Below are 13,414 nucleotides of genomic sequence, written 5' to 3' on the forward strand. Positions count from 1 at the left end.
CCGATCCTTCGGCCCGACAGGTCCGATATGTCCATCTCGCCAGAAAGAATAGAGAGCCCGCTCCACTGCGGGAACGCGGGTCCCGGCGGAGGGGGACGGGCAGCGAGGTCGGAAGTCGCGATAAGCTGAACGATGGCCGATTCGCCGGAGTCGGCAGCCCCACCGCGGGCACACACCACACCGCCAGACCCGAAGGACCATGACGTGCAGACCCACGAGATCCGCAGGCGCTTTCTCGACCACTTCGTGAAGGCCGGCCACACCGAAGTGCCCAGCGCCTCGTTGATCCTCGCCGACCCGAACCTGCTGTTCGTCAACGCGGGCATGGTGCCGTTCGTACCGTTCTTCCTCGGTCAGCAGACACCGCCCTTCCCGCGGGCCACGTCGGTGCAGAAGTGTGTGCGCACCCTCGACATCGAAGAGGTGGGCATCACCACCCGCCACAACACGTTCTTCCAGATGGCGGGCAACTTCTCCTTCGGCGACTACTTCAAGCGCGAGGCCATCACCCACGCCTGGTCGCTGCTCACCGGTTCCGTCGACGAGGGCGGCTACGGCATCGACCCCGAGAAGCTCTGGGCGACCGTGTACCTCGACGACGACGAGGCCTACGGAATCTGGCGCGACGAGGTCGGTGTGCCCGCGGACCGCATCCAGCGGCGCGGCATGAAGGACAACTACTGGTCGATGGGCATCCCCGGCCCGTGCGGCCCCTGCTCGGAGATCTTCTACGACCGCGGCCCCGAATACGGTGTCGAGGGCGGCCCCGAAGCCGACGAGGACCGCTACATCGAGATCTGGAATCTCGTCTTCATGCAGAACGAGCGGGGCGAGGGCGGCGCCAAGGACGACTATCCGATCCTCGGGCCGCTGCCGAAGAAGAACATCGACACCGGCATGGGTGTCGAGCGCGTCGCGTTCCTGTTGCAGGGCGTCGAGAACGTCTACGAGACCGATCTGCTGCGTCCCGTCATCGACAAGGCCCAGGAACTGACCGGCAGCCGCTACGGTGCCGACCACGCGTCCGACGTGCGGTTCCGCGTCATCGCCGACCACGCCCGGACCGCCGCGATGCTCATCGTCGACGGCGTGAACCCCGGCAACGACGGACGCGGTTACGTACTGCGCCGCCTGCTGCGCCGTATCGTGCGTTCGGCACGACTGCTCGGCGCGACCACCCCGACCATGGCCCGGTTCATGGCCGTCGTACGTGACACCATGGCGCCGTCCTATCCCGAACTGGCCACCGACTTCTCGCGCATCGAGACCGTCGCGGTCGGCGAGGAGACGGCGTTCCTCAAGACCCTCGACACCGGATCGAAGCTGTTCGAAGGCGCCGTCGACGCAGTCAAATCGGAAGGCCTGACGGTGCTCGGCGGAGCCGAGGCGTTCACGCTGCACGACACCTACGGATTCCCGATCGACCTGACCCTGGAGATGGCGTCCGAGGCCGGATTGTCCGTCGACGAAGAAGGCTTCCGCTCGCTCATGGCCGAGCAGCGCCAGCGAGCCAAGGACGACGCCCGCGCCCGCAAGCACGCGCACGCCGACCTGACCGTCTACAAGGAACTGCTCGACCGCGGCCCGACCGAGTTCACCGGGTTCTCCGAACTGGTGTCCGAAGCCAACGTGCTGGCCGTCATCACCGGCGGCGAACGCCTGCACGCGGCGCAGGCAGGTCAGGACGTCGAGCTGATCCTCGACCGCAGCCCGCTCTACGCCGAAGCCGGCGGCCAGATCGCCGACATCGGCACGATCACCGCGACCGGTCTGCGCGTCAAGGTCAACGACGTGCAGAAGATCGCGAAGCAGTTGTGGGTGCACAAGGTCACCGTCCTCGAAGGCCAGGTGACCGAGGGCGACACGGTTCTCGTCCAGGTCGACCCCGAGTGGCGCAAGGGTGCCACCCAGGGCCACTCCGGCACCCACATGGTGCACGCCGCCCTGCGTCAGGTCCTCGGCCCCAACGCGGTTCAGGCCGGTTCGCTGAACAAGCCCGGCTACCTGCGCTTCGACTTCTCGTGGCCCGGGGCGCTCTCCGAGCAGCAGAAGCAGGACATCGAGGCCGTCACCAACGAGGCCGTCGCCGCGAACTACCCGGTGAACACGTTCGTCACCGACCTGGACAAGGCGAAGAAGATGGGCGCGATGGCGCTGTTCGGCGAGAACTACGGCGACGAGGTCCGCGTCGTCGAGATCGGCGGGCCGTTCTCGATGGAACTGTGCGGCGGCACCCACGTGCAGCACTCGTCGCACATCGGCACCGTCACCCTGCTCGGGGAGCAGTCCGTCGGCTCCGGTGTCCGCCGCGTCGAGGCGTACGTCGGTTTGGACTCGTACCGGCATCTCGCCAAGGAACGTGCCCTGCTCGCCGGCCTGTCCTCGACGCTCAAGGTGCCGTCCGAGGAAGTGCCCGGTCGCGTCGAATCGCTCATCGAACGCCTCAAGGTCGCCGAAAAGGAGCTCGAGAAGACCCGTGCCGCAGCGGTCCTCGCCTCGGCGGGCACCTTCGCCGAGAAGGCCCAGCGGGTCGGGGACGTGCTGGTGATCGCCGAAGAGGCACCGGAAGGGGTTGCCGGCAACGACCTGCGCAGCCTCGCGACGGATGTGCGCGGACGCCTCGGCAGCGAACCCGCGGTCGTGCTGCTGCTCGGCAGCGCCGACGGCAAGGTCCCCTTCGTCGTCGCCACCACCAAGGCCGCCCAGGAGAAGGGCATCAAGGCCGGCGATCTGGTGTCGAGCTTCGGTCCGGCGATCGGCGGCCGGGGCGGCGGCAAGCCGGACATGGCGCAGGGCTCCGGTTCGGATGCCGACGGCATCCCGGCGGCGCTCGACGCGTTCCGGACGCGACTGCGCGAGCTGGCCGGCTGATCGTGGCGGAAGTCGCCGGCCCGGATCGCCCGGGCGACGACGACCCCGGACGCGGTCGGCGCATCGGCATCGACGTCGGCAGCGTCCGGATCGGTGTCGCCTCGTGCGACCCCGACTGCATCCTCGCGACCCCCGTCGAGACGGTCCCGCGGTCCAAGGACCGCGGGCCCGACGCGCCCGACATCCGGCACATTGTCCAAATCGTTATGGAATACGAGGCCGTTGAGGTTATCGTCGGTCTGCCGCAGACGCTGCGCGGTGAGCCCGGCAAGGCTGCGAAACTGGCGAGCGACTTCGCGCGCCGGCTTCGGCGGCAACTGCCCGACGTTCCCGTGCGGATGGCCGACGAACGCTTCACCACGGTCACTGCGGCGCGTGCGCTCCGCGAGAGCGGAGTCAGCGCGCGCGGTGCGCGGCCGGTCATCGACCAGGCAGCGGCCGTCGCCATCTTGCAGGGTTGGTTGGACGAGCGGAGTGCAGCTTTGAACGTGGCCGAGGACGGCGACCAGGGGGGCGGCCGGTGACCAGGCACGGACGGTCCGACGACGACACCGAGGTGACACACCGACATTTCTTCGGGGACGCCTTCGGCGAGGAACCCGTCGACGGCCGTCGCAAAGTCGGCGGCGCCTACGACAGGATCCCTTCGACACAGGACCCGAACCCTCGGCCGGTCACACGACCGGACGACGAACCCACGACGGTTCTCCACTTCGAGGAAGGCGCGTTCGACGGCCCACCCCCGAACCCCATGGGTGCCGCGGGGAATTACACCACCGACAGTGGTCGCACCGACGGTGACTACCCGGTCGGCACCCCCGACGGTGCGTACCCGGTCGGCACCGCCGACGGTGGTTACCCGGTCGGCACCGCCGACGGTGGTTACCCGGTCGGCACCGCCGACGGCGGCTACAGCGGCGACGGGTACGACGACGACGAGTACGCCGGCGGGTACCGCTACGCCGACCGTCCCGACCGTTACGGCGGGGGAGAGTTCACCGATGAGCAGGACCGCTACGCGGTGGAGGATCCCTACGCGGCGCCACACGACACCGAACCGGAGTCGTGGCAGGACGACGAGCGTGCCGCGCCACAACCGGTCGGGGTGTCCCCGGCACGCCGCGCGCACGATCGCGAGGCCGGCGCACGCAAGAAGCGCGGACGCATCATCGGCTCGCTCGCCGTGGCGCTGCTGCTGGTGCTCGCCGTCGGCGGCGGGTTCTTCGTCTACAAGAAGATCGCCGGTCCCGGTCTGCCCCCGGATTTCACCGGCCCGGCCGGCCCGGCGGTCGTCGTGCAGGTCCGATCGGGGGAGACCGCCGACGAGATCGGCCGCGAACTCGCCGACAAGGGTGTCGTCGCCAGCGCGTCGGCGTTCTTCAACGCAGCCGTACAGAACACCGGAATGAACGCGGTGCAGCCCGGCTTCTACAGCCTGGCCTCGAACGTTCCCGCGGTCGACGCGGTCGCCGAACTCGTCGACCCGGACTCCCGGGTCGGTGCGCTGGTCGTGTCCGAAGGCCGCCAGCTGCACGACATCCGGGACGTCAACACCGGCGCCGTCCGCAAGGGCATCTACACGCTGATCGCGGAAGCGAGTTGCTACGAGGACAGCGGAACCTCCCACTGCCTGACCTACGACGAACTCAACCAGGCCGGCGCGAGTACCGATCTCGCTGCGCTCGGTGTTCCGGAGTGGGCGCGGCAGGCGGTGACCGGTGTGCCGGACCGCGATCGCCAGCTCGAAGGTCTCATCGCGGCCGGAAGCTGGGATTTCGATCCCACCGCAAGCGCCACCGAGGTGCTCGCCCGGCTCGTCTCGGCCAGCGCCGAACAGTACGACAGCACGGGTATCGCCGACGCGGCCGCCAAGGCCGGGTTGTCGCCCTACGAACTGCTCGTCGCGGCGTCCCTCGTCGAACGTGAAGCGCTCCCCGCGGATTTCACGAAGGTCGCCCGAGTGATCCTCAACCGGCTCGCGATCGACATGCCGCTGCAGTTCGACTCGACGGTGAACTACTCGCTCGACGAGACCGAACTGGCCACAACCGACGCGGACCGGGAACGAGTGACACCGTGGAACACCTACGCGAGCCCCGGCCTGCCCGCGACGCCGATCTCGTCGCCCAGCATCGGAGCGTTGCAGGCGGTGGAGAACCCGGAGCCGGGAACCTGGATCTACTTCGTGACCATCGATGCGCAGGGAACGACCCTGTTCGCCGACGGATACGAGGAGCACCTCGCGAACACCGAACGAGCCCTGGAAAGCGGAATTCTCGACAGTGGTAGATGAGAAAGAGACCGGCGCCCGCAGGGCCGCGGTCCTCGGCAGCCCCATCCGGCATTCGAAGTCGCCGCTGCTGCACCTGGCCGCATACCGGGCGTTGGGACTGACCGACTGGACCTACGAGCGCATCGAATGCACCGGCGAGCAACTTCCCGGATTCGTCGATTCGCTCGGCCCCGAATGGGTCGGTCTGTCGGTCACCATGCCCGGGAAGTTCGCGGCGCTGGCCTGTGCGGACGAACGCACCGATCGGGCCGTGACCATCGGTTCCGCGAACACGCTCGTGCGCACCGAGGGTGGCTGGCGAGCGGACTGCACCGACGTCGACGGTGTCACCGGTGCACTTGGCACGATCGGCGTCACCGACCTGACCGGCCGCAGCGCCGTCGTCGTCGGCAACGGCGGCACGTCCCGGCCGGCGATCGTCGGACTGGCGTCCCTCGGTGTCCGGGAGATCACCGTCGTTGCACGATCACAGGCCCGCGCCACCGAGACCTACGACTGCGCCGAGGCGGTCGGGGTGACGCCCCGCTGGGTGGGATTCGAGGATCCGGCCCTCGCCGACGTGTGCGCCGGGGCCGGGGCGCTGGTGTCGACGGTCCCGGCCGCCGGCGCTGCGCCGTTCGCCGATGTCCTCGCACGGGCACCGTTCATCCTGGACGCGATCTACGATCCGTGGCCGACTCCGCTCGCCTCCGCGGCGCAGAGCCGAGGCAGCGTCGTCGTGTCGGGCCTGTACATGTTGCTGCACCAGGCGTTCGGTCAGGTCGAGCAGTTCACCGGGCACCCGGCACCGCAGGCCGCCATGGCGCAGGCGGTCGGGCTGTAGGCGGGGGCCTGCCGATCACGGCGGACAGGGTCCGTCACGACGACGACGCCGTTTCCTGTCCCGCGGATCCTTCGGAGGCGGGTTTCTGCCACGGCCAGCGCCCGTCGATTTCGAGCTGCAGCGACCAGCTCAGGAACGTGCGGATCAGGACGATGATCGCCAGGACTCCCACGGAGGAGAAGGTGGGGGTCACCGCGACGGTCTTGATGATGTCGGCCGCGACCAGGAATTCGAGTCCGAGCAGGATCGACCGCCCCAGATTGCGCCGATACGCGACGTAGATCGGTGCGCCGGGTGTACGCCTGCGGGTGTCGTACGCAATCCAGCTGGAAACCAGCGCACCGACCACGATGACCGCGACCCCGACCACGTCGATGGCCGAGCCGACGCTGTCCATCACCTCGGCGATCTCCATGCGCGTCCCTTCCGATGCTGCCGCGTGTCCGATTCATTGTGACCACGACAGCCCGGAAATGGGGGACGAAGAGATCACGTCACCGTGTGCCGGGCACCGTCCGCGTCCGCGTCCGCGACGGTGCGAGCGTCGTCCGCCACGGCCTGCGCGCGTGCCCACCGGTAGTCGGCCTTCCCGGCCGGGCTGCGGGCGATCTCGGGACGGAACACGACGGCCTTCGGTAGCTTGTACCGGGCGATCGACCGCGCGGCGTGTTCGATCACACCGGTGGCGTCGAGCCCGGCGTCGTCGACGGGCACCACGATCGCGACCACCTCCTGTCCCCAGCGTTCGCTCGGCCGTGCCGCGACCACGACGTCGACCACCCCCGGATGGGAGACGATCGCGAGTTCGACCTCCTCGGCGAAGATCTTCTCGCCACCCGAGTTGATGGTCGCCGAGTCCCGGCCGAGAAGTTCGATGCTGCCGTCCGGGAGATGGCGGGCACGGTCACCCGGCAGCGAGAACCGGTCCGGACCGATGGTGGGAAAGGTCGCCGCGGTCTTTTCGGCGTCGCCCTTGTAACCCAGCGGTGCGAATCGCCGCTGCGCGAGCCAGCCGATGCCCTCGTGGCCCGGGCCGAGGACACCGTCGAGATCCTCCGCGACGACGCAGGTGTCGGGTCCCCCTCGGAACGTGCCGGTGGCGACCGAGCCCGTCATGGACGTGTGTTGCATCTGCGCTCCGGTCTCCGACGATCCGACGCCGTCGAGCACCACGAGACCGGGAACCGCCGCGATGAGCCGCTGCTTGGCGGTCGGGCTCAGCACCGCTCCTCCGTTCCCGACCAGGACCAGCGACGACACATCGGCGTCGCTGTCCTCGATCGCGGCGGCGAGGGGGCGCGCCATGGCATCGCCGACCACGGTGGCGACGGCGACCTTCTCCCGTTCGATGGTGCGGACCACCTCGGGACCGTCCAGATGGTCGGGCACCGTCGAGAAGATGACGGTCTGCCCGGTGAGGGCGGCGGTCAGCGCGGCCCACTGCGCGGCACCGTGCATCAGCGGTGGCAGGATCATCATCCGCAGCCCCGGATTGGCGACGGCGTTCGCGGCGATGCTCTCGTAGGAGTCGACCAGTTCTCCGTTGTAGATGTTCCTGCCGCCGCAGCCTGCCATGAGGATGTCGTGCTGCCGCCACAGCACCCCCTTGGGCGTGCCGGTCGTGCCGCCGGTGTAGAGGACGTAGAGGTCGTCGGGGGTGGATCGGATCGGCAGCGGTGCGGGGGAACTCGCGGCGAGCACGGTCTCGTAGTCGACGGCACCGTCGAGCAGGTCGTTGCCGGAGCCGTCGGCGATCTGGATCAGCACCCGCAGTGACGGCAGGCTCGCCCGTACGGCCGCGACCGTCGGGGCGAACGCCGCGTGATACAGCAACGCCGTCGCCTCCGAGTTGGCGAGCAGCCCGCCGAGTTCGCTGCCCGTGTAGCGGTAGTTGACGTTGAACGGCGCGACGCGCGCGCGGAACGCACCGAGCAGTGCCTCGATGTATTCGTTTCCGTTGTAGGCCAGACACCCCAGCAGATCCTGGCCGACTTCGTGCGCGGCGAGGTCGGACCGTTCGGTGTGGCAGCCCAGTCCCTGCGAATGCAGGAACGACGCGAAGCGCCGTGCGCGCTCGTCGATCCGGGCGTAGGTGAACCGGCGGTCGCCCTGCACGATCATCTCGCGGTCCGGGATCGCGGCAGCGACGACGCTCGCCGCCGCATCGATGGTGAATTCTCTTGGAGTCGAGAATGATTCGATCCCGTTCGTGTGTGGCACTGCAACTCCTCGGATGGATGTCGGCGAATGCGCTACGGCAGCGTCGGGTCGGTGCTGCGGTGCCCCGAACGGCGAACCGTCGGTCGTACAGTTCTTCGGACGATACCGCAGGCGCGGAGTGCCGATGGGTGGATTCATGCAGGTGAGAACAGATTACGGAGACCGACGAGATCGATCTTGCCGGTGGAACCGCGTGGTACGGCCTCGTCCGAATCGAGCAGCGCCCACAATGTGGGCACCTTGAACGGACTGAGCGCTTCCCGTGCCGACGCCCGCAACGATTCCGCGGTGATCGCGGCGTTCGCGCGGACCACGGCCGCCGCTACCCGTGGGCCGTTCGCGCCGGGCACATCGGTGACGAACGCGCCCCGGACGCCGTCGATGCCCCGCAGCGCGTGTTCGACTTCGGCCGGATAGACGGTGGCGCCGCTGACCTTGAACATGTCGTCGGACCTGCCGTGGTGGAACAGGAATCCGTCGTGGTCGAGGTGCCCGAGATCGCCGGTGACGTAGAAGCCCTCCGGGGTGAAGACGTCCTCGCGGCCGCGACCGTACAGGCCACGCAGAATGTGCGGCCCGCGAATCCGGATCATCCCGACCGTGCCGGCCGGGCAGGGCGTGCCGTCGCGGGGCTCGACGATCCGGACCTCGATCCCGCGGAACGGCCTGCCGCAACTTCCCCACGCGGTCTCCGGCATGTCGGTGTCGGCGCGGAAGCCGCAATACGGCCCGAACGATTCCGTCATCCCGAACAGATTCGCCCGCGCGCCGGGGCGGGAGCGCAACTCGGGCGGGAGCATCGCGTCGAGGCTGCCGCCGCGGAGCGTCGCGACCCAGGGTTCTCCGGTCGACTCGGCGTGGCGGGCAAGGACTTCCGCCTGATCCGGCCAGCCGCGAAACAGAGTCACCCGCTCGCGGCGGAGCAGCGCGAGCGTCGCGTCGGGGCTCGGAATGTCCTCGGTGACGAGGGTGGCGTCCGCCAGCAGCGCGGACAGCAGCCCCCCGCCGAACCCGCCGACCCAGAACAGCGGCATCGGCAGGTACACGCGGGTGGACGAGTCGATGCAGCGGTCGCCGAGCCCGGATCGCACGGCACCGAACGCACTTCCGTGCGAATGCACGACGCCCTTGGGAACGCCACGGCTGCCGGAGGTGAACATGACCGCCAGCGTGTCGGCCGGTGTGACGGTGGTGGCGAGTGCCTCGGCCACGAGCCGCGCCGCTCGGCCGGGAACGGGGAGCGACAGTGCTGCGGCGCGTCGGATGCGCCGCAGCGCAGGTAGGTCGGGGTCGTGGACATCGGTTTCGGCCGGGGGGAGATCGTCGAGGTAGCGCCGCCCGCGGAACTCGTCGACGGTGATCACCTGCTGGACCGCCGCAACCCGCAGCGCGGCCCGCAACTCCGGGCGCCGCAGCATCGTGCTCAGGGGCACCAGCACCGCGCCGATCCGTGTGAGCGCGACGGCGATCCGAACCCATTCGGTGCCGTTGGGCATGAGCAGGCCCACGCGGGTGCCCTTGCCGACCCCGGATTCGACCAGCGCTGCCGCAAGCTCACGTGTGGTGGAGTCGAGTTCCCCGTAGGTGAGCCGGCCGACCCGGTCGACCACCGCCTCCACGTCGGGGTGACGGGCCGCACACGCTGTCACCAGCAAGTGCATCGTGGTCTCGGCCGGCTCGGGGAGCGTGCGGGTCGTTGTGCCGACGTGGAGCGGCGACATCGTGTCGACCGGTTCGGCGCCGTCGGCGACGATGCGGGCGCAGGTTCCGGTGTGGAACCACCCGTCCCGGTCGAAGGAGTCCTCGCGGCGGCGTCTGTGGTAGCCGAGCATCAGGTGCGGGCCGCGGACCCACAATTCTCCGATCTCGCCGACGGGCACGTCCGTGCCGCATCCGGGATCGACGACCCGCAGCCGGAACCCGGGAACCGGCCGCACCGTGCGCCCGTCGCCGGACGGGACGAAGACGCCCCCGCCGGTCTCGGTGGCCGCCGGCGGCGGATCTCCCGCTGGTGCGGACCCGGCGTCCGAACGCAGCGTCGCGCCGTCGGCCAGGGCTCCGAGCAGTGCCGAGAATCCTTCGATTCGCGCAAGGGAGCAGTGCGACGTCCGGACGGTGCCGGATTCGTCGAGAATCCGCTGGCGGCCGAGCAACCCCTCGTGCGTGTGGACCGCACCGAGGGGGTCGTCCCGATCGGGTACGTACACGACGGCGAGGGGATCGCTGCCGGTGACATCGTCCTCGACGGCCGCGAGCAGCCTGTCGTCCACGAGCTCGGCGACGCGGGGCGCGGTGCCGGTATCGAGAACGCGAGGATCGGCGTCACCCTCGGCCAGGACATGACGCAACTGGGGGACCGCCGGGCACCACAGCGTGCCGCCGGGTCCGATGTCGGCATCGTCGAGCAGATCGCGCGGGAGACCACCGCCGATCGTGACCAGCACGCGCGCGTCGCTGTGCACGAGCAGGTCGCGGACGACGGTGCTCGTGGTGGCCGGGGTCGCGGGGATCGGGACTGTCACCGCGCCGATGCGCGCGGCGGCGAGCAGCCCGACCACGAACCGAGGTCCGTCGGGGAGCAGCAGGGCCACGTGGGTGCCTCTACCGACGCCGAGAGCGACGAGCGTCCGGGCCAGAAGCGCGGATCGGCTTGCAGCATCGCCGTATTCGAGCCGGGCTCCGCCGGTGATCGACAGCGGGCGCCGCGGCGTTGCTGCGGCATGGCGGCGGAGGAGTGCGCCGACGGTCAGCCGGTCGGTCGCCGCCGGTGCGGTATCGGCAGTTGTCGCGTGCATCAGCGAAGCCTCGGTGTACGGATGTTGCCGGAGGGGGCGTCCGCGAGTTGAGCCTTGCCGAGCGGGTTGCCGAGCCGGGTGTAGATCAGGCCGTGGTCGAGCGCGGCGCGATACGGCTTGTCCAGTGATTCCCAGATGGCCTTGACGGTTCCCTGCGTGGCGGCGGGCGGCTTCGCGGCGATGACGGTGGCGATCTCGTGGGCGCGCGACCACAGTGATTCCGGCGCAACCACTTCCGAGACCAGGCCGATTCGTAGTGCGGTGTCGGCGCAGACGCGTTCGTCGTTGCCGGTCAACGCGATCCGCAAGGTCTCACCGAGGCCGACCCGGCGCATCAACCCGATCGGTTCGAGCGCCGACACCAGTCCGGTCGACACGTGCGAATCGAAGAATGTGGCGTCGGACGAGCAGATCACCACGTCGGCCTCGTTGACGAAGTAGAACCCGCCTGCGGTGCACATGCCCTGCACCGCGCACACGACGGGCTTCCACATCTTCTGCCATTTGGGGCCGAGCAACTCGCCCGGATCCTCGTGGTGCCACACGCTGTCCGGTTGGCCGTAGCTCGACGTGATGTCGAGCCCGGCGCTGAATGCCCGGCTACCGGCCGCCCGCAGGACGATCGCGTTGACCCCGTCGTCGAGTTTGACCGTCCGCCATGCGCGGGCCATCTCCTCGCACATCCGCCGGTCGAACGCATTGAGCCGTTCGGGCCGGTTCAGGGTGATCGTCGCGACCTTGTCCTCGGGCGCGACCTCGAAGTGGATGGTCTCGAATACGGTGCTCACACTTGCCCCCTGCGTCATCGACCCTCGAACTCCGGGGCGCGCCGCTGCCGGAACGCGGCGAGACCTTCCTTGAAATCATGTGTTCTGCACGATAATTCCAGGTCGTACAGTTCCTGGTTCATTGCCTCGGGAAGGGTCGCGCGCTGGCCGTTCGCCAGGGCCTGTTTCGTCAGGCCGAGCGCGACGGTCGGACCGGAGGCGAGGCGGTCCAGCAGTTCGCCGGTTGCGGAATCGAGATCGGCGGCCGGAACCACATCGTGGATCAGGCCCCAGTCGGCGGCGGCACCGGCCGGCACCTGCTCGCCGAGCATGAGCATCCGACGGGACCGGGCCATCCCGACGAGGCGTGGCAACAGCCAGGTCGCTCCGGAGTCCGGGCTGAAGCCGCGTGCGACGAACGGTTCCCAGAACACGGCGTCGTCGGCCGCGACGGTGAAATCGGCGGCGAGCGCCAGATTGCAGCCCATGCCGGCGGCCCAGCCCCGGACGGTGCACACGACCGGCAACTGGATGGTGTGCACGAGTTCGATCACGCGGTGTGCGCCGTGGGGCAGACGGCGCACGAGATCGCCCGGGCGCGGGCGGGTCCCACTGCTGTTGCGGGAGATCCAATCGACACCGGAGCAGAAGTCGTCGCCGGAACCGCGAAGGTGGACCGCGCGCAACGAATCGTCGGTCGCGGCGCGTGTGAGGTGGTCGACGAGTGAGTCGATCATGCTCGGGCTCAGTGAATTCCGGCGGTCCACACGATCCAGGGTGAGGTGCAGAACGGCGGCATCGCGGTTCGCGGTCACGGCGCCGTCGGTCCCGCTGCCGGCATCTCGGTCCGCCGTGGTCACATCTGCCCCCGGATCTATACTGTTTGTATTACGGTAATTGATACCGTTACTCCGTCCGAAGATAACAGGGGACGGGTTTCGAGGGAAGGGAATTCATGGGCGAACACCAGGATCGGACCGGCGAGGGTGACCGGATCGCCTACGGTGCGGCACCGCTGCCGCAGGCACTCGCGGTCGCGCCCGCGCTGCGCCGTCTCGTCGGACTCGTGATGTCGCTCGAACACCCGCACCCGGCAATGGACGAACTGGCCGACCGGCTCGCCGGCTGGGAACGCGACCTGGCATCGGTGGCAGCTCGTGACGTGCGACCACGGGTGGGTCCGGGTGCCGACGACTCCCGCCGCGTCTACGTCGACCATGCGTACGACGTCGGTGCGTTCAACCCGTGCTTCCCGGAGTACGTCTTCGACCGGCTCGATGCGGACCGCGCCCGGGGCCGTGTGACCTTCCCGCTGGCCTTCGAAGGTCCGCCCGGCCTGGTACACGGCGGGTTCCTCGGGGTCTTCTTCGACTGCGTCACCCAGCAACAGAGCTGCGCGTCGGGCGTGGCCGGGAAGACCCGTTCGCTGACGGTGACCTACCGGCGCCCCACTCCGCTGGCGACGGAGCTGCACTTCGACATCGTACGCACGGTGGGGGAGCGTGGTATCGACTCGACGGCAAGGCTGCTGCTCGGCGGCGAGGTGCTGTGCACGGGTGTCGTCGATACCGTCGCCGCTCCGTCCGGATCTCTTGCCGGGACGCGGCACGGTGAGCGGAAGGGCGTGTCGCGGTAGGACTTCGGC

The 13,414-nt window shown here is 69.2% G+C and carries 10 protein-coding genes and 1 pseudogene; 5 read left to right on the forward strand and 6 right to left on the reverse strand.

Features of this window, described 5'->3' with window-relative positions:
* Positions 1-204: 204 nt before the first annotated feature.
* From alaS to A8G15_RS29435, 4 genes are read left to right on the forward strand one after another with little or no spacing between them, the layout of a single operon-like run.
* On the forward strand, positions 205-2,871 hold the full coding sequence (gene alaS, locus A8G15_RS29420; protein ID WP_068166762.1) for an alanine--tRNA ligase: 2,667 nt from the start codon (positions 205-207) through the stop codon (positions 2,869-2,871).
* The gene (ruvX, locus tag A8G15_RS29425; protein WP_211270278.1) at positions 2,871-3,395 is read left to right on the forward strand and encodes a Holliday junction resolvase RuvX; all 525 of its coding nucleotides are present in this window, start codon (positions 2,871-2,873) and stop codon (positions 3,393-3,395) included. The genes alaS and ruvX overlap by 1 nt, the downstream gene beginning before the upstream one ends.
* Positions 3,392-5,164: an endolytic transglycosylase MltG gene (gene mltG, locus A8G15_RS29430; RefSeq protein WP_068166766.1), complete on the forward strand. Its 1,773-nt coding sequence runs from the start codon at positions 3,392-3,394 to the stop codon at positions 5,162-5,164. Before ruvX ends, mltG begins: the two co-directional genes overlap by 4 nt.
* On the forward strand, positions 5,154-5,987 hold the full coding sequence (locus A8G15_RS29435; RefSeq protein WP_068166797.1) for a shikimate dehydrogenase: 834 nt from the start codon (positions 5,154-5,156) through the stop codon (positions 5,985-5,987). Before mltG ends, A8G15_RS29435 begins: the two co-directional genes overlap by 11 nt.
* Positions 5,988-6,021: 34 nt before the next feature.
* On the opposite strand, the gene A8G15_RS29440 is transcribed toward A8G15_RS29435, so the two are convergent.
* From A8G15_RS29440 to A8G15_RS29460, 6 genes and pseudogenes are all read right to left on the reverse strand, one after another.
* Entirely contained in the window at positions 6,022-6,402 is a 381-nt protein-coding gene (locus A8G15_RS29440; protein WP_068166768.1) for a DUF1622 domain-containing protein, read from the reverse strand.
* Between the two features lie 74 nt (positions 6,403-6,476).
* On the reverse strand, positions 6,477-8,207 hold the full coding sequence (locus A8G15_RS29445) for an acyl-CoA synthetase (protein ID WP_245688066.1): 1,731 nt from the start codon (positions 8,205-8,207) through the stop codon (positions 6,477-6,479).
* A 134-nt stretch (positions 8,208-8,341) separates the two neighbouring features.
* Positions 8,342-9,928 (reverse strand): class I adenylate-forming enzyme family protein, encoded by a 1,587-nt coding sequence (locus A8G15_RS30985; protein ID WP_068166799.1) that lies wholly within the window; start codon positions 9,926-9,928, stop codon positions 8,342-8,344.
* Positions 9,929-10,036: 108 nt separating this feature from the next.
* A pseudogene (locus A8G15_RS30990) lies at positions 10,037-11,002 on the reverse strand (AMP-binding protein); the annotation flags it as partial.
* A complete protein-coding gene (locus A8G15_RS29455; RefSeq protein ID WP_425415142.1) occupies positions 11,002-11,790 on the reverse strand; it encodes an enoyl-CoA hydratase/isomerase family protein in 789 nt (262 codons plus the stop codon). The pseudogene A8G15_RS30990 and the gene A8G15_RS29455, both read right to left, overlap by 1 nt.
* 14 nt (positions 11,791-11,804) lie before the next feature.
* Positions 11,805-12,584, reverse strand: a complete 780-nt coding sequence (locus A8G15_RS29460; protein ID WP_082900257.1) for an enoyl-CoA hydratase-related protein — start codon at positions 12,582-12,584, stop codon at positions 11,805-11,807.
* A 140-nt stretch (positions 12,585-12,724) separates the two neighbouring features.
* Between A8G15_RS29460 and A8G15_RS29465 the strand changes: the two genes are divergently transcribed.
* Positions 12,725-13,405, forward strand: a complete 681-nt coding sequence (locus A8G15_RS29465; protein WP_068166773.1) for a hotdog family protein — start codon at positions 12,725-12,727, stop codon at positions 13,403-13,405.
* Positions 13,406-13,414 lie beyond the last annotated feature (9 nt).

Source organism: Rhodococcus phenolicus (assembly GCF_001646785.1).
GTDB lineage: Bacteria > Actinomycetota > Actinomycetes > Mycobacteriales > Mycobacteriaceae > Rhodococcus > Rhodococcus phenolicus.

Excerpts from the sequence above, each read along its gene's own strand:
- A8G15_RS29440 (WP_068166768.1), bottom strand. The coding sequence starts at position 6,402 with ATGGAGATCGCCGAGGTGATGGACAGCGTCGGCTCGGCCATCGACGTG.
- A8G15_RS30985 (WP_068166799.1), bottom strand. The coding sequence starts at position 9,928 with ATGTCGCCGCTCCACGTCGGCACAACGACCCGCACGCTCCCCGAGCCG.
- A8G15_RS29465 (WP_068166773.1), top strand. The coding sequence starts at position 12,725 with ATGGGCGAACACCAGGATCGGACCGGCGAGGGTGACCGGATCGCCTAC.